This is a genomic window from Rhizobium sp. Nf11,1, from assembly GCF_050587665.1.
In the GTDB taxonomy this organism is placed as follows: domain Bacteria; phylum Pseudomonadota; class Alphaproteobacteria; order Rhizobiales; family Rhizobiaceae; genus Rhizobium.
In genome coordinates this window covers 168,424-191,996 of record NZ_JBOBHU010000004.1, presented here as the reverse complement: position 1 = coordinate 191,996, position 23,573 = coordinate 168,424, and the positions used below count along the sequence as shown (strand labels likewise).

Genomic DNA, 23,573 nt, shown 5'->3' with positions numbered 1-23,573 from the left:
CGCCCTTGCTCCTCTCTGTGCGCTCAGGCATTGTTGCTGCATGAGGAGAATTTGCATTTTGCTGCTGGCGTTCTGGCCGGGTTGCGTCCTGGCGGACCAAGCCTTCTTTCCGGCGAAGTCGAGCGATGCCGCCGCACCGGTGCTGACGGTCTATTCTTCGCTTGACGAGCCCTTGGCACAGCCGATGATCCGCGGTTTCCAGGAGGCCAATCCCGATGTCGCGGTCAGATATGAAGACATGCTGACCGGTGAAATCTACGACCGGATCGTCAGAGAAACCGATGCGGGCGGCAAAACGGCGGATTTTGCCTTTTCCTCAGCGATGGACCTGCAGGTGAAGCTTTCCAACGACGGCTATGCGCAGGTCAGCAATCTGCCGATGAGTGCTGCCTGGCCGAAATGGGCGAACTGGCGCAATACCGCCTATGCGCTGACCTTCGAGCCGGCGGTCTTTGTCTATCACAAGCCGAGCTTTGCGCACGAGCCGGTGCCGAGCTCGCGGGCGGAATTCGTGGACTATCTGAAGCGCAAGGGCAATGCGGTCTATGGCCGGATCAGCACCTACGATATCGAGCGCTCCGGTGTCGGCTTTCTTTTCATGGCGCGCGACCAGGAGCAATTCGGCGACATCTGGTCGGTGATCGGCGCGATGGGCGCGGCCGGCGTCAAGCTCTACTCGACTAGCTCGGCGATCCTCGAACGCGTCGCCGACGGGCGCTTCGTGCTCGGCTATAATATTCTCGGTTCCTACGCCGCCGACTGGGCTTCGCGGCACCCCGATGTCGGCATCGTGCTGCCGAAGGACTATACGGTGGTGATGTCGCGCATCGGGCTGGTGCCGCAGGCTGCAGCCGAGCCGGAGCTCGGCCGCCGCTACCTTGCCTTTTTCATGTCGAAGGAGGGCCAGACGATCATGGCGCGCGAGCTGCAGATCCCGGCCGTCAGCCCGGAGGTGGCGGGGGAGAACACTGCCAATACGCTGCAGGAACTGCTCGGCGCCCAACTTCGGCCGGTGCCGGTCAGTCCCGGGCTGATGGTCTATCTCGATCAGGTAAAGCGTGCTCGGCTGATTGCGCACTGGAACGAGGTTCTGCGGGCACAGTGAAGAAGGCCAGCTTTCGGCCGGTTCATGACCTCAATATCTGTTACACCTTCGGCGGGCTGCTGGCCCAATTACGGCAAAAAAGCGGCTTCTCCTTCTGGATATCTGGCCGATGTCAGCTAGATGACAGGTTGTTGTGGTGGCTTTGGCTACTTCTTCTCCGTGGAGGCGGAGAATTGAAGTTTGGGAGGCATTCCGCTCGTCATTCAGGACAACTGCGTCCGCTGGCCGGCCACCCCTTCCGATTCACTCGAGAATAACAGGCGGTTCGCTCAACCGCCCACGGAGGACACATCGTGAAGCATACGTTCATCGCAACCATTCTTGCAGCCGCCATCGCGCTGCCGGCCTATGCCGCCGACTACACCATCATCGCGCCGGCCGCTCCCGGCGGCGGCTGGGACCAAACGGCCCGTTCCCTGCAGGCTGCGCTGCAGCAGGAGAAGATCGCCGGCAACGTACAGGTCCAGAACGTTCCCGGCGCCGGCGGCACCATCGGCCTTGCGCAGTTTGCCAGCCAGGCTGCCGGCAATCCGAATTCGTTGATCGTCGGCGGCTATGTCATGGTCGGCGCCATCCTCACCAACAAATCGCCGGTGACGCTCAAGGATGTGACGCCGATTGCCCGTCTGACCGGCGAATATGAGGCCATCGTCGTTCCCGCCGCGTCCGACATCAAGACCATGGCCGATCTGGTCGCGGCGCTGAAGAAGGATCCGGGCTCGGTTTCCTGGGGCGGCGGCTCGGCCGGCGGCACCGACCACATCACCGCAGGACTGATTGCCAAGGCTTCCGGCGTCGACCCGACGAAGATCAACTATGTCGCCTTCTCCGGCGGCGGTGAAGCGCTCGCAGCCATTCTCGGCAACCAGGTCACAGCAGGCGTTTCGAGCTACAGCGAGTTCGAATCGCAGGTGAAGGCAGGCATGCTGCGTCTCCTCGCCGTCTCCAGCGACAAGCGTATCGACGGCGTCGACGCCCCGACGCTGAAGGAGGCCGGCACCGACGTCAGCATCCAGAACTGGCGCATGGTCGCCGCAGCCCCTGGCCTGTCGGACGACGAAGTTGCCAAGATCACCGCCGATTTCGAGAAGCTGCACAGCTCCGCCACCTGGCAGGAAACGCTGAAGACCAAGGGCTGGGCCGATACCTATCTTTCCGGCGATGCCTTCAAGGCGCAGCTCGAAAAGGACGTCTCCGCCACTGAGGGCATTCTTAAAGAGATCGGACTTGTTCAATGAGCGAGGATAAGACCTCCTCGGCAACCGAGCGCCGCCCTGATCGGGCGGCGTTCATCATTGCCGTTTTTCTCTTCGCCATCGCCGGTGTGATGGCCTGGGATGCAACCCATCTGAAAACGATCGCACAGTACGCCCGCATCGGTCCGGCGACGGTGCCTGAGGTGGTGGCGTTCGGGCTCTTCTGTCTTGGCATCTGGACCCTCGCCGAAGCTTGGCGCGGCGAGTTTCCGGAACGAGAAAAGCAAGAAGTGGCGCCCGTCATCTGGATCGTCGCGGGTCTTGCCTGCCAGATGCTGCTCCTGCGCGTTGCCGGGTTCTCGATTGCGACCGGTATTCTGTTTGCACTGACCGCACGCGGCTTCGGCAAACGCAAGCTCTGGATCTCGCTGCCGATCGGCATCGTTTTCAGCTTCGTCGTCTGGGCGATCTTCTCGCAGCTCCTGCAGCTGACGCTGCCGGCCGGCCCGCTCGAACATCTGTTCTTCTGACAGCGCGGGACGCGCTGTCAGCTCTTTTGATTTTTCGCGGCGACCGATTGCGAAGGCACGGACGGGAACGCCGCCTGGGACACCAAGATGAGCACATTCGAATTCCTATGGCAGGGAATCCTGGTTGCGATGCAGCCGATGAACCTGGTTTATGCGCTGGTCGGCGTGACACTCGGCACGGCCGTCGGCGTGTTGCCCGGCATTGGCCCGGCGCTCACTGTGGCGCTGCTGCTGCCGGCCACCTACAAGCTCGATCCGGGCGGCTCGCTGATCATGTTCGCCGGCATCTATTACGGCGGCATGTATGGCGGTTCGACGACGTCGATCCTGCTCAACACGCCGGGTGAAAGCGCATCGATCGTCACCGCGCTCGAAGGCAACAAGATGGCGCGGGCCGGGCGCGGCGGACCCGCATTGGCGACGGCAGCGATCGGCTCCTTCGTCGCCGGCCTCATCGCCACGCTCGGGCTCGCCTTCATCGCGCCCTACATCGTCAAGCTGGCGCTGGTCTTTGGGCCGCGCGAATATTTCGCGCTGATGGTGCTCGCCTTCGTCACCGTCTCCTCGGCCTTCGGAGATTCGGCGCTTCGAGGCCTGACCGCGCTGTTCATCGGTTTCGCGCTCGCCATGGTCGGCATCGACCAGCAGACGGGGCAGGCCAGGCTTTCCTTCGGCATCCCCGACCTGCTCGACGGCGTCGAAGTGACGACGCTGGCGGTGGCGATGTTCGCGATCGGCGAGACGCTCTATATAGCAGCGCAGGGCAACCGGGTCGCGGAGCAGGTGGAGGCGGTCAAGGGTTCGCTCTGGATGAATGCACAGGACTGGTCGCGCTCCTGGAAGCCCTGGCTTCGCGGCACGCTGATCGGTTTCCCGATCGGCGCGATGCCGGCGGGCGGCGCTGAAATCGGTACGTTCCTGTCCTACTCGACCGAAAAGCGGCTGGCGAAGAACCCGGAAGAATTCGGCCATGGCGCGATCGAAGGCGTGGCCGGACCGGAGGCGGCGAATAATGCGTCAGCCGCCGGCACGCTGGTGCCGCTCCTGACCCTCGGCCTGCCGACGACGGCGACGGCGGCGATCATGCTCGCCGGCTTCCAGCAATACGGGCTGCAGCCGGGGCCGCTCCTGTTTGCCACCAATCCGCAGCTCGTCTGGGGACTGATCGCCAGCCTGCTCATCGCCAATGCAATGCTGCTCGTCCTCAACCTGCCGATGATCGGGCTCTGGGTGCGGCTGCTGACCATTCCGAAGCCATGGCTCTATGCCGGCATCCTGCTGTTTGCGACGCTCGGAACCATCGGCGCCAACCCTTCCGTGTTCGAGCTCGGCATGCTGCTCGCCTTCGGCCTGCTCGGTTATGTGATGCGGCTCTTCGGCTATCCGATCGCGCCTGCCGTCGTCGGCCTCATCCTCGGGCCGCTGGCCGAGCAGCAACTGCGCCGCGCGCTGGCGATCAGCCAGGGCGACGTGACGACGCTGGTGATGTCACCGATCGCGGCAGGCCTTCTCATCGTTGCGGCGGCTGCCTTCCTGATCCCGCTGATCCTGCGCATCCGCGGTCGGGGCCAGGTGCTGTCGCAGCTGGCGGCAAACGAAGACTAGAAGAAAAAGACAACCTTACCCCTGCCTGGAGGCCGGCCATGGAACCATGCGCCGGCCTCTTCTTTTTGCATGGCTGCGGTGATTTTCCGTGCATTGTAGATGCGACAGCGCACTGCCATCTATGAGTGGTCAATCATAAAGCAAGAGGAACAGGACAATGTCCGCCATCCGCAATTCAGTCCACGCCGGCTTCCTGGGCCGTGCATTTGCTGCGCTGAGCGCCGCCAACGCCGTCAGCGCCGCTGTCGAAGCCGGCCGTCGTCCGCGCGCCCGCGACCTCAAGGAGCTTGGCATTGATCCGGCTTCGTTCGCTCAGGTCATCCGCTAAGCCGCTCAAGGCATGCAGGAATGAAACAGCCCGCAACCGGATGGTCGCGGGCTTAATTTATGTCGGAGTAGCCGCAACGCTGAGGCGCGTTGCGACCCGTAATTGTCTGCCACGTCAGGCGTGCAGTTCCTCCCGCCGGTCGGCGTGATCTTCTGCCCGCTCGCGCCTGTTGTGGCGAATGGACGACCAGAGCGACAGGCCGATCAGTGCCGCGCCGCCGAGACCGGTGATCACTTCGGGAATATGCACCAGGGTTTGCGCATACATGATCACTGCGAGGATTAGGATGGCGTAGAAGGCGCCATGTTCGAGGTAGCGGTATTCGGCAAGCGTACCCTTCTCCACCAGCATGATGGTCATCGAGCGCACATACATGGCGCCGATGCCGAGGCCGATTGCGATGACGAAGAGGTTCTGCGTCAAGGCGAAGGCGCCGATGACGCCGTCAAAGGAGAAGCTGGCATCCAGCACCTCCAGATAGATGAACGCGCCGAGGCCGCCCTTGGCGGCAGCGCTCATCGTCTGCTGCGACGCGTCGAGCAACTCGCCGACGACCTCGACGGCTAGGAAGGTGAGCAGGCCGTAGATGGCGCAATGGACGAAGACGCTGGCTTCCTCGCCGCCGATCAGCCAGGAGAAGACAAGCATCAGCGCCAGCACGAAGGCGATCTCGATGCCCCTGATGGTAGCCGAGCGCGCCATCACCTTCTCCAAGCCGCGAAGCCAATGGATCGTCTTTTCATGGTCGAAGAAATAGCTGAGGCCGACCATCATCAGGAAGGTGCCGCCGAAGGCTGCGATCGGCAGATGCGCATCGTTCATGATGCGGGCATATTCCTCGGGTTCGCGGGCAGCCAGCACCAGAGCGTCCCAGGGGCCGATCCGTGCCGCGATCGCGACGATCGCCAACGGAAAGACGATGCGCATTCCGAAGACGGCAATGATGATGCCCCAGGTGAGGAATCGTTTCTGCCAGACCGGCGTCATCTCCTTCAGCTTGTTGGCATTGACGATGGCATTATCGAAGGAGAGCGAGATCTCCAGCACCGCAAGCACGGTGCAGATGAAGAAGACGGTCGCCATGCCGCCGGTCGTGCCGGTCGTCTGCCAACCAAGCACGGCGCCGAGAACAAGGCCGAGAGCGGTGACGATGAACGCCCAGCGGAAATAGCCGAGCGAGGATTTAGTGGTCTGGGGCTGGTTCATGGCCGCACCTCGGGGCCGCACAGCTTGTTGGAGAGGGTGGAGATTTTGTCAAAACGCCGCATGCCACAACGGGCATGCTGACGAGGCATGGTGAGCTTTTTCATCGATGAAAAATCCGCCGGCTGAGTTGCAGGCGGTACCGACATCACGAGAGCGCCGTAAAAACTCTCGCCAGAGGGGCCCGGCACCAATGTTTCCCGCAGCCGATGTCTGGAAGGCTGCGGGATGGGCCTTAGGTAATCTACTTCCCAAACCAGTCAAGGCCAAACGCCCCACGGAAAACCGCACAATTTCGGGAACCATCCGCGCCTCCGCTCGTTAAACCCTGGTTGAGCTGAAAAGGACGCCGATGATGCACACTTCGACCCATATTCCCGACAAACGCACAGAGGCATCCGACCGCATGAAGCGGGCAAAGCCGAACCGTATGCAGAAGGCACAGGTGCTGCCGCCGCATCACGTCGACCTGACGCTGACGCCCGGCGTCTATCACGACATTCACGTGCCGGCACATGTGAGCGGTGCGGACCTCTCCAAAGGAGGCCCCGAAATCAAAGCTCATACGAAAACGAAGAAATAGCGGCTCCGAGGGCTTTTCGGCGCACTGACAGTTGATTTGAACCACAGGGTGAGAAGCACATGACAATGAACTTTGTGCCCCGGGATATTGTTATCCGGCACGAAAATGAATGGCAGGCCATCCGCGAGGGGGCGGACAACCGCATCGAGATCGGTAAACGCAAACAGCCGATCGGTTCCCCCATCAGCGGCGCCGCATCGGCCGGAAAAAACGAGTCTTCAGCTCAACGTCCGGACTAGGCGAAAGACAAACCTCTGGAGATAGGCGCCCGGCGATGCCGGGCGTTTTGTCGTCTAGCGCATCGGCCCGCGTCAAAGATAACGGCCCTCGCCAACCTTTCGGAAAGGATTGGGCAGCGATAATCCCGGCCTCACGGGATTCGGAAAGATGGCCAAGACAGCGACACGCGGCCGCCGCAAGGCGCCGGCGAGAGGAAAGAGCAGAGCACGCAGCAGTGGCGGATTGCTGCCTTGGGCGGTGATCGGCATTGCCGCGGTCGGCGGCATCGTGGCTCACGACAATTGGAAGAGCCTTCAGCCGCTGCTTGAACAGCAGTCGACGCCGATCGCACGCGAAATGGCGGAGCCGAGACCTGTCGCCAGGAAGGATGTGCCGCCGAAGCAGGTGGCGCTTGCCGCACCGACGCCGAGAGCCGCGCCGACGACGCTACAGGCGCCGCCGCTGCCGCCGGCCGCAATCCCGACGCCGGGCATCCAGCCGATCAAGGCGGTGCCGGCCCCGGCCTCTCCCGGAGCTCAGCAGACGGCGACGGGCGCCTTCGGCTATTGCGGGCAGGGCGCGCACATCAATTGCGTCGGCGACGGCGGCGTTTTCTGGTACAAGGGCGAAAAGATCGTCATTGCCGATATGGCAAGCCCGGTGGCCGACCAGGCGCGCTGCGATGACGAACGCAGGGTGGCCTTTGCCGCGAAGCTGCGCCTGCTGGCGCTTCTGAACGCCGGCCCGTTCACCATCGATGCGGCCGGAAAGACGGAGTCCCCAGGCGCGCCGCGGATCGTCTCGCGCGACGGACGCTCTTTTGGCGCACAGCTGATCAAGGAAGGGCTGGCGCGCAAGCCGGGGGCTGCCGGCGGCGCGTGGTGCGCTGCCTGACGGCAGCTATTTTCCCTTTTTCACCAGCTTGCCGCCGGTACGGAAGCTGCCGGTGAAGGAGGAGTCCTTGCTTTCGGCGGTGCATTCGATCGCAATCGGCTTGCCGGCGTAGGGATTGCCGAAGGTGCAGAAACCGGCGACCTTGACTTGGCCGGTCATCTTGTTGCCGACGCCCGTCGTGACGAGGCTCAGCGGCAGGCGAGCATTGCCGTTGGAGGCCGGCTTGATGCCGCTGCCATCGCCCTGGAAACCGAGCGCCTTTCCGTCCGAAGTGAAGATGAAGGTCACCGAGCCGTTGGCCAGGGTGACGCTGGCAAGCTCATTTTTGCAGCCCTTCGTGGCGTCGAACTTGGCGACAACCAGTTTGGCGCATTTGCCGGAAAGCGTAATGACGCCGGGGGCGCCGGGAAATGTCTCTGGCGGGGAGGCGGGCGCAGCAGCGGCTGGCAAGGCGAGGACGGCGGCAACAAGGCCGGCGGCGACAAGCGCGGATAATTTCATTTCGATCTCAAACCCCATCTCGTGGCGAAGCGAATCAGTGCTTCAGCCTCGGTTCGCCATGGCATGGTTCTGTGTCCGAATTTGGCTCTGTTGTCGACGGCACCAGGATTTCGCCGACGACCGGGCCGGATCGGCGATCGGTGGCGGATGAGCGGAAGGTTTTTTGAACTGAGTGGGTACAGATGGCTTGGGATGCTCGAGATCGACAGCGACCCGATGCGACATGACGGTGGCAAGGCGCTCATCGAGCGCCTGCCGTCTTGACCGTATTTCTGGGTTGGACGCACTTCGGATCAAGGGGAATGGGCCCAGGCAGGGAAGTCCAGGCCCATTCTTTCCCGATCGGAGGTCAGTCAGATCAGGAATTCGTGGCCGCCGGCCCGCAGCGCCGCGCGTCTTTTCAGATGCGCTGTGGTTGATTGCCGGCAGCCTTTTATTAGAACGTGCGCTGCAGGCGGAAGTAGCCCGAGGTGACGTCGTCAGCATTGTCCGGATCGAGGTACTGAACCGAAACCTTTGCCGAGAAGTTGTCGACGATCTGGTAGTCGACCGTTACGCCGGCCTTCCAGGCGTTAACGTCATCCTTGAACTCGCCGGCAGTGATGCCGTAGTTGTCGTAGTACTGAACAGCCGGGGTGATCTTGAGCTTGTCGGTCGCCTTGATGGCGTATTCGGCAGCAATCGCCCATTCAGCCTTGTTGTAATAAGCGTTCGGATTGCTTGCGTAGACAACTGCGAGGCCGAGCGTGCCCGGACCGACGGCAACCGTACCCATTGCACGGACGGCACCTTCTTCGTTGTCGGTGTCGTAACCAGCCGTGATCTGGTAGCTGAAGATACCAGCCTTGCCGCCGAGACCGACTGCAACGCCGACGTTGTTAGCGGTTTCGCCGTTGTAGAACGGGCTATCTTCCAGCTCGTCGACGCTGATGCCGGCGTAGAAGGCGTCGGTTTCGTACTGATAACGCAGCGAGTTGTGCAGCGTGACCGGAGAGCCGATATCGTCGGTTTCGCCGGAGAGGCCGTCGTCCCACCAGCTGTAGAACAGACCAGCGCGGAAGCCGGCGATGTCGAGGTAAGCCGAGTCGAGCTGGGCCTTCTGTGCCGAAGCGTTGTCAGCGTTGAACTGCATGACGATGACGCCGGTCAGCGGACCATATTCGGTGTCGCTCTTGGCCGTGAATTGAACCTGGCCGCGGGTACGGGCGTCCCAATCCGAGTCGTTGGCGACAGAACCGCCGCCGCCGGCGCCGATCGAGCTGGCGTTCGGAGCAACGTCCACCTGGAAACGGACGTAACCGTTGATCTTCAGGCAGGTTTCGGTGCCCGGGATATAGAAGTAGCCGGTGCCGTAAGCGTCGCAGACGCGAACATATTCAACCGGTTCCGGTTCGGCGGCGACGATAGCGTCAGCGGCCTGAGCGCCGGTTACTGCTGCGAGAGCAGCAGCGGAGCCGAGAAGAAGGCTCTTGATGTTCATGGAATAACCTCCAGTTCAGATGCGAGAGGATGAAGACCGTTGCCATCGGCAGTCCCTACATGTCTTCACCCCGTGTGATCGAAGCGGCACCTTTTTAGCTTGGTGTCTGCCTCGCCGCGGAGGTTACAGAAGGGTCGTTGCACCGCAACGTGATTGTCGATCATGACAACACACTGGATAGCTATGTTGCTGAAATCACACGCGTTTTGTCACAAACTCGTCATCTGTTTGTCACAAAAATCATACTTTTGAATTTTGAACAACGAGGGGCTGAGCATTCCGCAATGGTATGCAATTGATGCTCGAATGAACGCGTCCTCATATGAGAGCGCGCCGTAACTGCAATCTGCGTGAGTCGGCGCAGGGCCAGGCGACCGGATTGCCTGGACATGCCGATCGATCGGAGCAAGGGACGGATCTCAATGATTGCGACATCCTCAAACGGAGACAGATGCGACGTGCCTTAAGGACTTTTGAAGTCGTCCCAGAGGATCGCCACACCAGCCCCGAACATCGTGATCGGAATCAGCCAAAACTTGATGCTGATCGGTTGAACGTCATGAAACTGCATGTAACCGAAACCGAAGAGGCCAACCCCAGCCAGGACGAGGCCCAGAATTATGGATATCGCTTTACGTGTCCGCGTCCTTTGCGTCATGCGTCCCCTGCTTCCCGCATGGATGGTCGTCCCACAGCCGATAGATCCCGCCCGATCTGGTCGGAGCTAATCACGCAAGCCCCCTCGCGCTAAAGTCCGGATTCAGGCGCACGCCGGTCTTGATAAATAAAATCCCGATCGGAGATCTGTCAATGATGTCAGGGAGATCGGATGGTGGGCGTGACAGGGATTGAACCTGTGACCCCTACGATGTCAACGTAGTGCTCTCCCGCTGAGCTACACGCCCATCCGATGGCGGCGCATAGATCACAAAACCTTTGGAGCCGTCAATAGGCTTTTTTCAGTTTTGTGACGCGCCGCCCGACAAGCCTTACGCGGCAAGCATTTTATTGACCTCATCGACGAGGTCGCGCAGGTGGAAAGGCTTGGAAAGGACCTTGGCATCCTTCGGCGCCTTCGAATCGGGGTTCAGCGCCACGGCGGCAAATCCGGTGATGAACATCACCTTCAGGTCGGGGTCGAGTTCGGTGGCGCGGCGAGCCAGCTCGATGCCATCCATTTCGGGCATGACGATATCGGTCAGGAGCAGAGAGAACGGCTCCTCGCGCAGGCGGTCATAGGCGCTGGCGCCGTTGTCGTAAGAAAGGACCTTGTAGCCGGCCTTTTCGAGGGCTTTCACCAGGAAACGGCGCATGTCATTGTCGTCTTCGGCGAGAAGTATCTTCTGAGTCATCAATCCAGACCGCTAATCAATAGGTTTTGGGTGGGCTGCCAGCCGTTTACACTAGTCTTTGTCCGGTAAACAACCGGTGAATTGCCTATGCGCGACCGCCATCCCTCCTACATAGTATGGACTTGCGGCCGGGCAACTGGCAACATGGGCGAAGCAGTCAGTTCATGACATGGTAAAGAGGGCCAGAAGTGCCGGAAATCCGCGAATACGAGCTTTTTGAGGTTCATGAGCCCGTGTCGCAGACCATTCCTTTCGTCTACAACTCCCCCCATAGCGGCCGCGTTTATCCACCGGAATTCATCGCGCAGTCGAGGCTGGAAGGCATAGCGATCCGCCGTTCCGAGGACCATTACGTCGACGAGCTGTTCGGCTCGGCCGTCGAACTCGGCGCGCCACTGCTCGCCGCCAATTTTCCGCGGGCCTATCTCGACGTCAATCGTGAGCCCTACGAGCTTGATCCAAGGATGTTCGACGGGCTGCTGCCGCCCTATGCCAATGTCAATTCGCTGAGGGTCGCCGGCGGGCTTGGAACCATTCCGCGCATCGTTGCCGAGAACATGGAGATCTATGCACGGCGGCTGCCGGTGCAGGAGGGGCTCGATCGGGTCGAGGCAGTCTACAAGCCTTACCACGCGGCGCTGCGACGGCTGATCGCCCGCACCCATGTGCAGTTCGGCTTCGGCGTTTTGATCGACTGCCACTCGATGCCCGGCAATGTTCGGGTCGCGGGCTGCACCGGGCGGCCCGATTTCATCATCGGCGATCGCTACGGCACCAGCGCTTCGGCCGAACTTTCGCGCGCCGCCATCGCCATCCTCGAGGAAATGGGCTTTGCTGCGATCCGTAACAAGCCTTACGCCGGCGGCTTCATCACCGAACATTACGGCCGTCCCTCGCGCGGTCTGCACGCGCTGCAGATCGAAGTGAACCGGGCGATCTATGTCGACGAGGTGACGCTGGAGAAGCGTGAGGATTTCGCCGCGGTGGCCGACGCCGTCGCGGCCTTCATGCGGCAGATGGCGGATCATGTCGAAAAATTCGCCGGCGATCGGGCGCTGGCCGCCGAGTAAACCTGCGATTTCCTGATCTCGGCTTGCCTCCCCAGGCCAAAAAAAACCGCGCTTGTCAGCGCGGCTAAGTCTAGGGAGGAAACACCCAAGGAGGGTATTTACAGTCAGAAGACTGTAATGACGACGCTACTATTGCGTTGCACAAATGTCAAGCAATATATTGCGCTGCGATATCTTTGGGCAATTCGCCCGAAGTCGCCCTCGTCGTTTGCATTCCCGCTCGTTTTCGCTATGAAAGCGCATTCCCGCCAGCCAAACGGTGTCACCATGCTTCCTGACCGTTCATTCTTCAATCGTCTGGCGGAGGTCGCCCGCGCCGAGACGCTGCCGCGCTTCCGCTCCGGCCTCGACGTCACGAACAAGCTTTCTTCCGGCTTCGATCCGGTGACGGAAGGCGATCGGGCGGCCGAGCTCGCCATCCGGGCGCTGATCGAGGAGAATTTCCCCGACCACGGCATTCTCGGCGAGGAGCATGGCGATGTCGGGCTCGACCGGGACTATGTCTGGGTGATCGATCCGATCGACGGCACGCGCGCCTTCATATCGGGCGTGCCGGTCTGGGGAACGCTTATCGGTCTGCAGAGGCAAGGCCGGGCGATCATGGGCATGATCGAGCAGCCCTTTACCGGCGAACGTTATTTTGCCGACGAGAACGGCTCGATCTATATCGGGCCGGAGGGTGAGCGACGGCTGGTGACCCGCCAGTGCGAGGCACTTTCGAGCGCCATCCTGTTCACGACCTCGCCACATCTCTTCACCGGCGGCGAGATGGAGAAATACCGGGAGATCGAGGCGCAGGTGCGGCTCTTCCGCTATGGATGCGACTGTTATGCCTATGCGCTGCTTGCCGCCGGTCATATCGATCTCGTCATCGAAAACGGGCTGAAGCCCTATGACGTCGGCGGCATTATTCCGGTCATCCAGGGGGCGGGCGGTATCATCACCACCTGGGACGGCGGACGGCCGGAAAATGGCGGCTCGATCATCGCCGCCGGCAGCCGCGCGGTCTATGAGCAGGCAATCGCCATCCTGCAGCGCTGAAGCCGGGCTCGGCAAAGCCGATGCCCCGGGTCGGAAAGGCCGATGCCAGTCAGCTCGGTTGCTCCGGCTTATGTGCCGAGGGCGGCGACATCATGGTTTTCCTCGGCATCGCTGCCTGGGATGAAGGCGTGGAAGGCCGCCAGCGCCGCGGCGCGATAGATATCCCGTTCCTGGAAGATCTCATGGCGGGCGCCGTTGATCGGCACCAGCTGGCCGGCGCGGAAATAACGTGAGAGCCGCTCCTGCGCCGTGTAGGGCACGACGCCGTCTCGTGTCGGGGCGATGACGATGGTCGGGATGGTGATCGAGAAGAGATGGTTGGGCGAGGTGACCCGGTCCATGGTCCGGAAGGCTTCGGTCAGCCAGCGGGCCGTCGGCGGCCCGAGCGTCAGTTCCGGATGAGCCTTCATCATCGCAACATTGCGCTCGAAGCGCGCTTCGTCCGAGGTCAGCGGATTGTCGCGGAAATCCGGATCCTTCAGCCTCGAAGTCAGCGGCATGAAGCCAAGGCCGGCGGTCGTAAGCGCGCCGGCGAGGGTGCGGATGACGCGAGGCGAGGCCGACTGACCGGTCAGGCCGATGAAGGGAGCCGATAGCACCATGCGATCAATGCGGGTAGTCAGATAGGGAGCGGCCGACAGCGCGATCAGCCCGCCGGTGGAATGGCCGAGCAGGTAGAACGGCAGGCGGGTATCCGGCAGCACTATCTTTTCGAGGAAGGTGTCGAGGTCGCGCTCGTAATCGGAAAAGCGGCGGATATGGCCGTGATTGCGGCGCTTCAGGAGCCGCGACGAACCGCCTTGGCCACGCAGGTCGAAGGTCGCGACCCAGAGGCCCTTGCCCGTCAAGTCACGGATCGTCTCGAAATATTTTTCGATATATTCGTTGCGGCCATGGATGATGACGACCGTGCCCTTGGCGACTTGGCCACCGGAGCGGAAAACGGCGTAACGCAGCCGGTGGCCGTCATGGGTTTCAAAGAACCCTTCGGTGCGGTTTTCCGGGGCGGGATTATCGGGCGTCGAATAGAGAACCTGATCCATGACTTACCAATGCGCCGCTGCTGAATGCTTCCCTCAGGGATAGCGCATGGCGACCAGCTTGGAAAGCCGGGGAAAAAGGGCCGGCGGGAGCGTGAGGGCGCTCGCGGCCGGCCCAAGTTTAGACTGAAGAAGAAGGGACGATGCACTTCAGCCATCGGGGCCAGTGTCACCCGACATCGTCATTTCTAGACCGGCATGTCTGAACGCGCTCCGAACCGGCCGTTCACGCGGGGTTCACGGCCGGTCGAGGTGATTTCGAAAAGGTCTTGAACTCCTCGAATCGCATCACCATCTCCATTCTGCGGGTGCCAAAAGGGCCCGCGCAACCGTCCCGAGACTGCCAAGATGGGGTTTCAGGGGCATTTTACCGCAACACGTCGCTTCCCTAGGAGGACATCATGCGTCACGTAGACTTCTCTCCCCTCTATCGTTCGACAGTCGGTTTCGACCGGCTCTTCACCATGCTCGACAGCCTTGCTCAGCCGGAGCAGGCGCAGACCTATCCGCCCTATAATATCGAGCGCACCGGTGAAAACACCTATCGCATCACCATGGCGGTCGCCGGTTTCGACGAGACCGAGCTTTCGATCGAAGCTCATGCCCATGTGCTGTCCGTGAAGGGTGAAAAGAACGAGGAAACCGCCGAAGGCGGCGAATTCCTCTATCGCGGCATTGCCAAGCGCGCCTTCGAGCGCCGCTTCCAGCTCGCCGATCATGTCGAGGTGTCAGCCGCTTCGCTGAAGAACGGCCTGCTTCACATCGATCTTCTGCGCAACATTCCCGAGGCCATGAAGCCCCGCAAGATCGCGATTGCCGCCGAGCCGGTCGAGGCTCCGAAGGCGATCGAGGCGCAGGTCATTAACGGTTAACAGCTGTCCCTCTGGGACACCGGACGGCGCCCCGATCGGGGCGCCTTTTTTGTTGCCGTTCAGCTTATTGTTCAGGCCGGGCTTGCGGCATCCTTCATCTGCTGTTCCGTTACGCGCCGGGCTGCTGCTGCGGCATATTTCTGGGCGATGACGGCGCAGACCATCAGCTGAATCTGGTGGAAGAGCATCAGGGGAAGCACGATCGCGCCAATCGACTGGCCGGCGAAGATGACGTTTGCCATCGGCACGCCGCTTGCCAGGCTCTTCTTCGAGCCGCAGAAGGTGATGGTGATCTCGTCGGCCTTGTCGAAGCCCAGCCAGCGGCTACCGAACATCGTCAAAACAAGGACAAAGGCCAGAAGCACGACGTCGGCGACGACGACGACGGCGATGTCGGCAATCGAGAAAGTGTTCCACAGTCCTTCGACGACCGCCGTCGAGAAGGCAAGATAGACCACCATCAGGATCGAGCCGCGGTCGACCGGCATCAGGATCTTCTTCTTGGCGCGAATCCAATCGCCGATCCAGGGCTGCAGGATCTGGCCAACGATAAAGGGGGCAAGCAGCTGCAGCAGGATCTGCTGAAGCGCGTCGAAGGAGAAGCCGCCATGGCCGCCGACGGAAAAGAGCAGGCCGACCAGCAGTGGCGTCAGGAACATGCCAAAAATGTTCGAGGCCGAGGCCGAGCAGATCGCGGCGGGCACGTTGCCGCCCGCCATCGAGGTGAAGGCGATCGACGACTGCACCGTCGACGGCAGCACGCAGAGGAAGAGAATGCCGAGATAAAGCGGCCGTGGCAGGATCGTGTCGGGGATGAAGCCGAGCCCAAGCCCGAGCAGTGGGAAGATGCCGAAGGTCGTCAGCAGGATGATCAGATGCAGCCGCCAGTGCAGCAGACCAGCAATGACGACGTCACGGGAAAGGCGCGCGCCGTGCAGGAAAAACAGCGCCGCGATGGCAAGATCGGTGGCGATGCCGAAATAATCCGCAAAACTGCCGCTCGCCGGAAAAAGGGAGGCGAGGATGACGGCGCAGACGAGCAGGATCGTGAACGAATCGGGCAGAAAGCGTCGCATCGCGGTCTCGCAGCAATAAAGTAACCATTGTTCTGTCCTCCATTATGATCCAGGATGCAAGAAATAACAGTTATTGAGATTCTGGATTTCCTATGCTCGACCTCTCGCAGTTGCGCAGTTTCGTCGCCGTCGAACAGATGGGCAGCTTCACCCTTGCCGCGGAAAGGCTGGGCCTCGGGCAATCGACGGTCAGCCAGCATATCCAGCGGCTGGAGGCGGCACTCGGACGCAAGCTGCTCGCGCGCGACACGCACAAGGTGATGCTCACCGGTGATGGCGAGGCGCTGCTTTCGCGTGCGCGCGCCATGCTTTCGATCGAGGGGCAAGTGCAGGCGCTGTTCAAGAGCACCAGCCTGCGCGGCAGCCTCCGGCTCGGCGTGTCGGAGGATTTCGTCACCAGCCAGCTACCGGCGGTGCTGGAGGATTTCGTTCGGTTGCATCCGTCTGTGGACCTGGAACTGACCGTGGCGCTCTCCGGCGTTCTTTACGAAATGCAGGACAATGGCGAAATCGATCTGGTGCTTGCCAAGCGCCGACTTGGCGATGGGCGCGGAAAGCTGGTCTATCGCGAGCCGCTCGTCTGGCTGGCGCGCGATCCTGAACGAGTACTCGCCTCCGGCCCGCTGCCGCTGATCGCATTTCCGCCACCGAGCGTCACGCGGGCGATCGCCCTAGAAGCGCTCGGGCGCAATGGCGTGCCGTGGCGAATCGTCTGCACTTGCGGCAGCCTGAGCGGGCTGACGGCAGCAGCGCGGGCGGGAATGGGTGTGCTGGTGCAGCCGCGCAGTATGGCTCCCGCCGAACTGAAAGAGATCGCCGCGGGGAAACTGCCGGTGCTCGAGGACGTGGAATTCGTCTTGGTGCCGCGCAAGGGCGCGGATCAGGTGCTGGTCGCGGCGCTGTCCGACGATATTCTGCAAAAAGTAAGGGGGCTGAGGTCCGCATGACCCGTCGCCGTCACCGGTCGGAAGCCCTACCGATCGGCGCTCAGGCAGCCAGACACCTCAGGAAACCATCCACGTCGGCTTCTGTGGTTGCGAAGCTGGTGACAAGGCGGATTAGGGTTTCGCTTTCGGAAACGAGTTCCGAGGTTGCCGCAGGCACAGGCCATTCGTAGAATTTCGCGCCTTTTTCCTCTGCGGTTCTTGCAGCACTCTTGCTGATGACGGCAAAGACCTCGTTGGAAGCGGTCGGCCAGGCGAGGCGCCCGGCGCTGCTGGCGGCAATTCCGGCGCGCAACCGGTCGGCCGTGGCGTTCGAATGGCGGGCGAGATCGAGCCAGAGACCGTTTTCGAAATAGGCATCGAACTGGGCAGCGATGAAACGCGACTTGGAGAAAAGCTGGGCGGCGCGCTTGCGAATGAAGGGCATTTCCATTGCCTGATCCGGATTGAAGAAGATGATCGCTTCGGCGCACCAGCAGCCGTTCTTGGTACCGCCGAAGGACAGCATGTCGACGCCGCGTTTCCAGGTCATCTCCGCCGGCGTGGCGCCGAGCGCGATCAGCGCATTGGCGAAGCGGGCGCCATCCATGTGGAGCGGCAGGTTGCGCTTCCTGGATATTGCGGCAATCTCGCCGATCTCCGGCAGGGAATAGACGGTGCCGATCTCGGTCGCCTGGGTAATGGTCACAGCACTGGCCCGGCCCTGACGGAGGGCGTCCTCGGGGAAGTGGGCGATCTTTGCCGAAAGCTTCGCCGGATCGATCTTGCCGGCTTCACCGTCGACGGCCACGAGGCGGGCGGAGCCGGAGAAGAATTCCGGCGCGCCGCATTCATCCTCGATCACGTGCGCTTCCGAATGGCAGAAGGTAATCCCGCCGGGACGCTGAACGCTCGCCAGCGCCAGGGAGTTGGCGGCCGTGCCGGTGGCGACGAAGAAAACGGAAACCTCACGTTCGAAGATCTCGGAGAAACGAGCCTCGACCTTTTTGTCGAGGTCGCCGGCGCCATAGGCCGGAGCAAATCCGGCCGATTCCCTCAGCAGGCGTTCGGCAATGGATCGGTGGGCGCCGGCCCAATTATCGGAAGCAAAGAACATGGTGGAGACCTGGGGAGTGGAAGGAGCTGGGAGGTTCGCAGCGGACCTTACGCCAAAGCTTCACGGGATCAAGGTTGCCGGCACTAACACATCACGAAAATTGAGGGACGCAATTAATAAAAATAATGAGGCTACCTGGCGTAATTTTATTTCGCAACTGGGGTTTTTCTGGCAATCTTCCGTCGCAAAATCACGATTTTTGGCGTGACGCTCTTGCGGACGGAGAAGGTTTCTGGCATAGAGCTGATGAATTAGGACAGTGTTGCTGTCCTATTCTGGCCTTAGTGGCCGAAGAGGCGCCGAAAACCCTGGCAGCGACGGGCTTTCACGCTATAGTTCTTCCGAGCGTCAGCCCTCCGGCTGGCGCACGGGGGCGAATGGCAGGCGCGGAACGCGACGGTTTGCTTTCCTCAAGAAGCAGATGTCTGCGGCCGATCTTCACCATGCAACAGCGCTGTCATGCGACGGACCTATTTTCAGGTTGCGACGCAAGACGAAAAGCCGCCCGCGGCCCCGCGGGCTTCGACAGGAGGAAAGACGATGACGAAGACGCCATCCATGGAATTTGACCGGTTTGCCGCTGCAGAGGCGCGCGCGACGGCCAATACGTCCAAATCCGCTTCCGGCCTGCCGAAGAAGCAGGGGCTTTACGATCCTGCCAACGAGCATGACGCTTGCGGCGTTGGCTTTGTCGCGCATCTGAAGGGCGAGAAGTCGCACCAGATCGTCAAGGACGGCCTCTTCATCCTCGAGAACCTGACGCATCGCGGCGCCGTCGGCGCCGACCCGCTGATGGGCGACGGCGCCGGCATCCTGGTGCAGATTCCCGATCGCTTCTTCCGCGAGGAAATGGCGGCGCAGGGCATCACCCTGCCGCCCGTTGGCGAATATGGCGTCGGCCATATCTTCATGCCGCGCGACGAAAAGCAGATCGAGCACTTCAAGAAGGTGATCAGGGACGTCATCGTCGAGGAAGGCCAGGTCTTCATCGGCTTCCGCGACGTGCCGGTCGACAATTCCTCGCTTTCCAAGGCGCCTGATATTGCCGCGACCGAGCCGCATCACGTGCAGGTCTTCATCGGCGCCGGTGAAGACGCCGAAAGCAACGACGAGTTCGAGCGCCGGCTGTTCACGTTGCGCAAGGTGATCTCCAACCGTATCTATGACGAGTTCGACGGCGAGGAGAGCAACTTCTATCCAGTGTCGCTGTCATCGGCGACAGTGGTCTACAAGGGCATGTTCCTGGCCTATCAGGTCGGCGCCTATTATAAGGACCTGTCGGACCCGCGGTTTGAAAGCGCGGTCGCTCTCGTGCACCAGCGCTTTTCGACCAACACCTTCCCGTCGTGGAAGCTCGCGCATCCCTACCGCATGGTCGCCCATAACGGCGAGATCAACACGCTGCGCGGCAACGTCAACTGGATGGCGGCGCGCCAGGCGTCGGTCTCCTCACCGCTGTTCGGCGAGGACATCTCCAAGCTTTGGCCGATTTCATACGAGGGACAGTCGGACACGGCCTGTTTCGACAATGCACTGGAATTCCTGGTCCGCGGCGGTTACTCGCTGGCGCATGCGGTGATGATGCTGATCCCGGAAGCCTGGGCCGGCAACCAGTCGATGGCGGCCGAACGCAAGGCCTTCTACGAATATCACGCCGCGCTGATGGAGCCGTGGGACGGACCGGCTGCCGTTGCCTTCACCGACGGCAAGCAGATCGGCGCCACGCTCGACCGCAACGGCCTCAGGCCGGCGCGTTATCTCGTGACCGATGACGACCGCGTCATCATGGCATCCGAGGCCGGCGTTCTGCCGGTTCCTGAGGAGAAGATCATCCAGAAGTGGCGCCTGCAGCCGGGCAAGATGCTGCTGATCGACATGGAAGAAGGCCGCATCATCTCGGACGACGAGGTGAAGTCGAAGCTTGCAACGGCGCATCCCTATCGCAACTGGCTCGACCGCACCCAGCTCATCCTCGAAGACCTGAAGCCGGTGGAGCCGAGGGCGCTGCGCCGCGACGTGTCGCTGCTCGACCGCCAGCAGGCCTTCGGCTACACGACCGAGGATACCAAGATCCTGATGTCGCCGATGGCGACGACGGGTCAGGAAGCGATCGGCTCGATGGGCACGGATACGCCGATCTCGGCAATGTCGGAAAAGCCGAAGCTGCTTTATACCTATTTCAAGCAGAACTTCGCGCAGGTGACGAACCCGCCGATCGATCCGATCCGGGAGGAGCTCGTCATGAGCCTCGTCTCCTTCATCGGCCCGCGCCCGAACATTCTCGACCATGAGGGCATGGCGAACGCCAAGCGCCTCGAAGTGCGCCAGCCGATCCTGACCAATGGCGATCTCGAAAAGATCCGCTCGATCGGCCATACGGAAGACCGCTTCGACACCAAGACGCTCGATTTCACCTATGATATCGAGCGCGGCGCGGCTGGCATGCCTGAAATGCTCGACCGGCTCTGCGAGCGCGCGGAGGCGGCCGTCAAGGGCGGCTACAACATCATCGTGCTCTCCGACCGCCAGATCGGTCCCGACAGAATCGCTATTCCGGCGCTGCTGGCGACGGCTGCCGTGCACCATCACCTGATCCGCAAGGGGCTTCGCACCTCCGTCGGCCTCGTCGTCGAGACGGGGGAACCGCGCGAAGTGCATCACTTCTGCCTGCTCGCCGGCTACGGCGCCGAGGCGATCAACCCTTATCTCGCCTTCGACACGCTGCTCGACATGCATGCCAAGGGCGAGTTTCCGAAGGAAGTCGATGCATCCGAAATCGTCTACCGCTACATAAAGGCGGTCGGCAAAGGCATCCTCAAGGTGATGTCGAAGATGGGCATCTCGACCTACCAGTCCTATTGCGGCGCGCAGATCTTCGATGCGATCGGCCTGTCGTCGGAACTGGTCGATAAGTATTTCTTCGGAACCGCAACGATGATCGAAGGCATCGGCCTCGAAGCGATCGCTGAAGAGACCGTTGCCCGCCACACCGCAGCCTTCGGCAAGGATCCGCTGCTGGCGACAACGCTCGATATCGGCGGCGAATATGCCTACCGCATGCGCGGCGAAAGCCATGCCTGGACGCCGGACGCGGTTGCAGCCCTTCAGCATGCCGTGCGCGGCAATGCCGAGGATCGTTACCGCGAATTCTCCGAAATGGTGAACAACTCGGCGCTGCGGATGAACACGATCCGCGGGCTCTTCAACATCAAGAGCGCCGAGGCGCTCGGACGTAAGCCGGTATCGATCGACGAGGTCGAGCCGGCCGCCGATATCGTCAAACGTTTCTCGACCGGGGCGATGTCCTTCGGCTCGATCTCCAGAGAGGCGCATACGACGCTGGCGATCGCCATGAACCGGATCGGCGGCAAGTCGAACACCGGCGAAGGCGGCGAGGAATCCGACCGCTACATGCCGCTCTCCGATGGTTCGATGAACCCGGAACGCTCGGCGATCAAGCAGATCGCATCGGGCCGCTTCGGCGTCACCACCGAATATCTGGTCAATGCCGACGTGCTGCAGATCAAGGTGGCGCAGGGCGCCAAGCCCGGCGAAGGCGGTCAGCTTCCGGGTCATAAAGTCGACGCGACCGTTGCCAAGACCCGCCACTCGACGCCGGGTGTCGGCCTGATCTCGCCGCCGCCGCACCACGACATCTATTCGATCGAGGATCTGGCACAGCTGATCTACGATCTGAAGAACGTCAACCCGACCTCCGACGTCTCGGTCAAACTCGTCTCCGAAGTCGGTGTCGGCACCGTCGCCGCGGGTGTCGCCAAGGCGCGCGCCGACCATATCACGGTCGCCGGCTTCGACGGCGGCACGGGTGCCTCGCCGCTGACCTCGCTCAAGCATGCCGGTAGCCCCTGGGAGATCGGCCTTGCCGAAACCCAGCAGACGCTGGTGCTGAACGGCCTGCGTTCGCGAGTCGCGCTGCAGGTGGACGGCGGCCTCAAGACTGGCCGCGATGTCATCATCGGGGCGCTGCTGGGCGCCGACGAGTTTGGCTTTGCCACCGCGCCGCTGATCGCGGCCGGCTGCATCATGATGCGGAAGTGCCATCTCAACACCTGTCCGGTGGGAGTGGCGACGCAGGACCCGGTGCTGCGCAAGCGCTTCAAGGGCACGCCGGAGCACGTCATCAACTACTTCTTCTTCGTCGCCAACGAAGTGCGCGAGATCCTCGCCTGGCTCGGGTTCACCCGGCTCGACGACATTATCGGCGCTTCGGAGCTCCTGGAGAAGGACGAGATGCTGGCGCACTGGAAGGCGAAAGGCCTCGATTTCAGCCGCATCTTCCACAAGGTCGAGGCTGCCAAGGAGGAGACTTTCTGGACGAGCCGGCAGCAGCACCCGATCGATGATATCCTCGATCGCAAGCTGATCGAGCTCGCGCAGCCGGCGCTGACCGACAAGACGCCCGTCGCCTTCGAGGTCGGCATCAAGAACGTCGATCGTTCGGCGGGCGCAATGCTTTCCGGCGAAGTCGCCAAGCGCTTCCGCCATCGTGGGCTGAAGGAAGACACGATCAACGTGACGCTTCGCGGCACTGCGGGGCAGAGCTTCGGCGCATTCCTGGCGCGCGGCGTCACCTTCAACCTGATCGGCGACGGCAACGACTATGTCGGCAAGGGGCTTTCGGGAGGCAAGATCATCATCCGGCCGCCGGAGAATTCGCGGATCGTCGCCGAAAACTCGATCATCGTCGGCAACACCGTGCTTTACGGTGCGACCGAGGGCGAATGCTATTTCCGCGGCGTTGCGGGTGAACGTTTCGCGGTGCGCAACTCGGGTGCGATCGCCATCGTCGAGGGCGTCGGCGATCACGGCTGCGAATACATGACCGGCGGCGTGGTCGTCGTGCTCGGTGCGACGGGCCGCAACTTCGCGGCCGGCATGTCCGGCGGCGTCGCTTACGTGCTTGATGAAACAGGCGATTTCGCCAGCCGCTGCAACATGGCGATGGTCGAACTCGAGCCGGTGCCGGAGGAGGACGACATGCTGGAGAAGCTGCATCATCACGGCGGTGATCTCATGCACAAGGGGCGTGTCGACGTCTCGGGTGACATGACGCGCCATGACGAGGAGCGCCTCTACCAGCTGATCTCCAACCATCTGCATTATACAGGCTCCGCCCGCGCCAAGCAGATCCTCGACAATTGGGCCGACTACCGTCCGAAGTTCCGCAAGGTCATGCCTGTGGAATACCGCCGTGCGCTCGAGGAAATGGAGCGTAGCCGGATGGGTATCGCCGCGGAGTGATTTGCGCCGGATATCGGCCGCCTGCCGAGCGCAGATGGCCGATGTCGGAAACGTCTCGATGACCCGTGACGATCATGCCGGTGAAGGCCGCCTGGATCGCGCGGATGTTTCAGAGGATATGTTCCAACGACGGTCAAGAGAAGCAACCCGCCCGGGATACCGGGACTGACGACAGA

General features: G+C 61.8%; 21 protein-coding genes and 1 tRNA gene. 13 read left to right on the top strand and 9 right to left on the bottom strand.

Annotated features, from left to right (window positions below):
• Positions 1 to 58 precede the first annotated feature (58 nt).
• The 5 genes from ACQ7C1_RS08750 (at position 59) to ACQ7C1_RS08730 (ending at position 4,764) form a co-directional block, all read left to right on the top strand.
• Positions 59 to 1,105 (top strand): ABC transporter substrate-binding protein, encoded by a 1,047-nt coding sequence (locus ACQ7C1_RS08750; protein WP_430958000.1) that lies wholly within the window; start codon positions 59 to 61, stop codon positions 1,103 to 1,105.
• A gap of 293 nt (positions 1,106 to 1,398) precedes the next feature.
• A complete protein-coding gene (locus ACQ7C1_RS08745; protein ID WP_221157131.1) occupies positions 1,399 to 2,343 on the top strand; it encodes a Bug family tripartite tricarboxylate transporter substrate binding protein in 945 nt (314 codons plus the stop codon).
• Entirely contained in the window at positions 2,340 to 2,831 is a 492-nt protein-coding gene (locus tag ACQ7C1_RS08740; protein WP_085779460.1) for a tripartite tricarboxylate transporter TctB family protein, read from the top strand. Before ACQ7C1_RS08745 ends, ACQ7C1_RS08740 begins: the two co-directional genes overlap by 4 nt.
• Before the next feature lie 87 nt (positions 2,832 to 2,918).
• A complete protein-coding gene (locus ACQ7C1_RS08735; protein WP_011426797.1) occupies positions 2,919 to 4,436 on the top strand; it encodes a tripartite tricarboxylate transporter permease in 1,518 nt (505 codons plus the stop codon).
• Between the two features lie 157 nt (positions 4,437 to 4,593).
• Complete coding sequence (locus ACQ7C1_RS08730) at positions 4,594 to 4,764, top strand: hypothetical protein (RefSeq protein ID WP_097597244.1); 171 nt, start codon at positions 4,594 to 4,596, stop codon at positions 4,762 to 4,764.
• A 114-nt stretch (positions 4,765 to 4,878) separates the two neighbouring features.
• Here the strand turns inward: ACQ7C1_RS08730 and ACQ7C1_RS08725 are convergent, their stop codons facing one another.
• Positions 4,879 to 5,970, bottom strand: coding sequence for a DUF475 domain-containing protein (locus ACQ7C1_RS08725; protein WP_430957999.1), 1,092 nt, complete (start codon positions 5,968 to 5,970; stop codon positions 4,879 to 4,881).
• Between the two features lie 349 nt (positions 5,971 to 6,319).
• On the opposite strand from ACQ7C1_RS08725, the gene ACQ7C1_RS08720 reads away from it, so the two are divergent.
• The 3 genes from ACQ7C1_RS08720 to ACQ7C1_RS08710 all read left to right on the top strand — a co-directional run bounded on the left by ACQ7C1_RS08720 (position 6,320) and on the right by ACQ7C1_RS08710 (position 7,663).
• Entirely contained in the window at positions 6,320 to 6,550 is a 231-nt protein-coding gene (locus tag ACQ7C1_RS08720) for a hypothetical protein (RefSeq protein ID WP_430957998.1), read from the top strand.
• A gap of 59 nt (positions 6,551 to 6,609) precedes the next feature.
• A complete protein-coding gene (locus ACQ7C1_RS08715; RefSeq protein WP_085779457.1) occupies positions 6,610 to 6,789 on the top strand; it encodes a hypothetical protein in 180 nt (59 codons plus the stop codon).
• A gap of 148 nt (positions 6,790 to 6,937) precedes the next feature.
• A complete protein-coding gene (locus ACQ7C1_RS08710; protein WP_430957997.1) occupies positions 6,938 to 7,663 on the top strand; it encodes a hypothetical protein in 726 nt (241 codons plus the stop codon).
• A 6-nt stretch (positions 7,664 to 7,669) separates the two neighbouring features.
• Here ACQ7C1_RS08710 and ACQ7C1_RS08705 read toward each other — a convergent pair whose 3' ends face one another.
• From ACQ7C1_RS08705 to cpdR1, 5 genes are all read right to left on the bottom strand, one after another.
• Positions 7,670 to 8,164, bottom strand: coding sequence for a hypothetical protein (locus tag ACQ7C1_RS08705; protein WP_183698729.1), 495 nt, complete (start codon positions 8,162 to 8,164; stop codon positions 7,670 to 7,672).
• Positions 8,165 to 8,600: 436 nt separating this feature from the next.
• The gene (locus tag ACQ7C1_RS08700; protein WP_430957996.1) at positions 8,601 to 9,644 is read right to left on the bottom strand and encodes a porin; all 1,044 of its coding nucleotides are present in this window, start codon (positions 9,642 to 9,644) and stop codon (positions 8,601 to 8,603) included.
• 463 nt (positions 9,645 to 10,107) lie between these two features.
• Positions 10,108 to 10,302, bottom strand: coding sequence for a hypothetical protein (locus tag ACQ7C1_RS08695; protein WP_430957995.1), 195 nt, complete (start codon positions 10,300 to 10,302; stop codon positions 10,108 to 10,110).
• A gap of 172 nt (positions 10,303 to 10,474) precedes the next feature.
• Positions 10,475 to 10,549, bottom strand: a tRNA-Val gene (locus ACQ7C1_RS08690).
• A gap of 84 nt (positions 10,550 to 10,633) precedes the next feature.
• Complete coding sequence (gene cpdR1 / locus ACQ7C1_RS08685; protein ID WP_003542883.1) at positions 10,634 to 10,996, bottom strand: response regulator CpdR1; 363 nt, start codon at positions 10,994 to 10,996, stop codon at positions 10,634 to 10,636.
• Between the two features lie 188 nt (positions 10,997 to 11,184).
• Between cpdR1 and ACQ7C1_RS08680 the strand changes: the two genes are divergently transcribed.
• Positions 11,185 to 12,066: an N-formylglutamate amidohydrolase gene (locus tag ACQ7C1_RS08680; RefSeq protein WP_085779417.1), complete on the top strand. Its 882-nt coding sequence runs from the start codon at positions 11,185 to 11,187 to the stop codon at positions 12,064 to 12,066.
• Between the two features lie 267 nt (positions 12,067 to 12,333).
• Positions 12,334 to 13,107, top strand: coding sequence for a histidinol-phosphatase (gene hisN / locus ACQ7C1_RS08675; RefSeq protein ID WP_430957994.1), 774 nt, complete (start codon positions 12,334 to 12,336; stop codon positions 13,105 to 13,107).
• Positions 13,108 to 13,175: 68 nt separating this feature from the next.
• On the opposite strand, the gene ACQ7C1_RS08670 is transcribed toward hisN, so the two are convergent.
• Entirely contained in the window at positions 13,176 to 14,150 is a 975-nt protein-coding gene (locus ACQ7C1_RS08670; protein WP_097597248.1) for an alpha/beta fold hydrolase, read from the bottom strand.
• A gap of 398 nt (positions 14,151 to 14,548) precedes the next feature.
• Here ACQ7C1_RS08670 and ACQ7C1_RS08665 point away from each other — a divergent pair, with 398 nt between their 5' ends.
• A complete protein-coding gene (locus tag ACQ7C1_RS08665) occupies positions 14,549 to 15,019 on the top strand; it encodes an Hsp20 family protein (RefSeq protein WP_097597249.1) in 471 nt (156 codons plus the stop codon).
• A 71-nt stretch (positions 15,020 to 15,090) separates the two neighbouring features.
• Here the strand turns inward: ACQ7C1_RS08665 and ACQ7C1_RS08660 are convergent, their stop codons facing one another.
• Entirely contained in the window at positions 15,091 to 16,095 is a 1,005-nt protein-coding gene (locus ACQ7C1_RS08660; protein WP_430957993.1) for a bile acid:sodium symporter family protein, read from the bottom strand.
• A gap of 92 nt (positions 16,096 to 16,187) precedes the next feature.
• Between ACQ7C1_RS08660 and ACQ7C1_RS08655 the strand changes: the two genes are divergently transcribed.
• Complete coding sequence (locus tag ACQ7C1_RS08655; protein ID WP_430957992.1) at positions 16,188 to 17,042, top strand: LysR substrate-binding domain-containing protein; 855 nt, start codon at positions 16,188 to 16,190, stop codon at positions 17,040 to 17,042.
• A 40-nt stretch (positions 17,043 to 17,082) separates the two neighbouring features.
• Here the strand turns inward: ACQ7C1_RS08655 and ACQ7C1_RS08650 are convergent, their stop codons facing one another.
• The gene (locus ACQ7C1_RS08650; RefSeq protein ID WP_430957991.1) at positions 17,083 to 18,135 is read right to left on the bottom strand and encodes a threonine aldolase family protein; all 1,053 of its coding nucleotides are present in this window, start codon (positions 18,133 to 18,135) and stop codon (positions 17,083 to 17,085) included.
• Between the two features lie 540 nt (positions 18,136 to 18,675).
• On the opposite strand from ACQ7C1_RS08650, the gene gltB reads away from it, so the two are divergent.
• The gene (gene gltB, locus ACQ7C1_RS08645; protein WP_430957990.1) at positions 18,676 to 23,397 is read left to right on the top strand and encodes a glutamate synthase large subunit; all 4,722 of its coding nucleotides are present in this window, start codon (positions 18,676 to 18,678) and stop codon (positions 23,395 to 23,397) included.
• The last annotated feature ends 176 nt before the right edge of the window (positions 23,398 to 23,573 follow it).

Excerpts from the sequence above, each read along its gene's own strand:
- ACQ7C1_RS08670 (WP_097597248.1), bottom strand. The coding sequence starts at position 14,150 with ATGGATCAGGTTCTCTATTCGACGCCCGATAATCCCGCCCCGGAAAAC.
- ACQ7C1_RS08700 (WP_430957996.1), bottom strand. The coding sequence starts at position 9,644 with ATGAACATCAAGAGCCTTCTTCTCGGCTCCGCTGCTGCTCTCGCAGCA.
- hisN (WP_430957994.1), top strand. The coding sequence starts at position 12,334 with ATGCTTCCTGACCGTTCATTCTTCAATCGTCTGGCGGAGGTCGCCCGC.
- ACQ7C1_RS08735 (WP_011426797.1), top strand. The coding sequence starts at position 2,919 with ATGAGCACATTCGAATTCCTATGGCAGGGAATCCTGGTTGCGATGCAG.
- ACQ7C1_RS08740 (WP_085779460.1), top strand. The coding sequence starts at position 2,340 with ATGAGCGAGGATAAGACCTCCTCGGCAACCGAGCGCCGCCCTGATCGG.
- ACQ7C1_RS08725 (WP_430957999.1), bottom strand. The coding sequence starts at position 5,970 with ATGAACCAGCCCCAGACCACTAAATCCTCGCTCGGCTATTTCCGCTGG.
- ACQ7C1_RS08710 (WP_430957997.1), top strand. The coding sequence starts at position 6,938 with ATGGCCAAGACAGCGACACGCGGCCGCCGCAAGGCGCCGGCGAGAGGA.
- gltB (WP_430957990.1), top strand. The coding sequence starts at position 18,676 with ATGACGAAGACGCCATCCATGGAATTTGACCGGTTTGCCGCTGCAGAG.
- ACQ7C1_RS08705 (WP_183698729.1), bottom strand. The coding sequence starts at position 8,164 with ATGAAATTATCCGCGCTTGTCGCCGCCGGCCTTGTTGCCGCCGTCCTC.
- ACQ7C1_RS08720 (WP_430957998.1), top strand. The coding sequence starts at position 6,320 with ATGATGCACACTTCGACCCATATTCCCGACAAACGCACAGAGGCATCC.
- ACQ7C1_RS08665 (WP_097597249.1), top strand. The coding sequence starts at position 14,549 with ATGCGTCACGTAGACTTCTCTCCCCTCTATCGTTCGACAGTCGGTTTC.
- ACQ7C1_RS08730 (WP_097597244.1), top strand. The coding sequence starts at position 4,594 with ATGTCCGCCATCCGCAATTCAGTCCACGCCGGCTTCCTGGGCCGTGCA.
- ACQ7C1_RS08715 (WP_085779457.1), top strand. The coding sequence starts at position 6,610 with ATGACAATGAACTTTGTGCCCCGGGATATTGTTATCCGGCACGAAAAT.
- ACQ7C1_RS08650 (WP_430957991.1), bottom strand. The coding sequence starts at position 18,135 with ATGTTCTTTGCTTCCGATAATTGGGCCGGCGCCCACCGATCCATTGCC.
- ACQ7C1_RS08695 (WP_430957995.1), bottom strand. The coding sequence starts at position 10,302 with ATGACGCAAAGGACGCGGACACGTAAAGCGATATCCATAATTCTGGGC.
- ACQ7C1_RS08655 (WP_430957992.1), top strand. The coding sequence starts at position 16,188 with ATGCTCGACCTCTCGCAGTTGCGCAGTTTCGTCGCCGTCGAACAGATG.
- cpdR1 (WP_003542883.1), bottom strand. The coding sequence starts at position 10,996 with ATGACTCAGAAGATACTTCTCGCCGAAGACGACAATGACATGCGCCGT.
- ACQ7C1_RS08660 (WP_430957993.1), bottom strand. The coding sequence starts at position 16,095 with ATGCGACGCTTTCTGCCCGATTCGTTCACGATCCTGCTCGTCTGCGCC.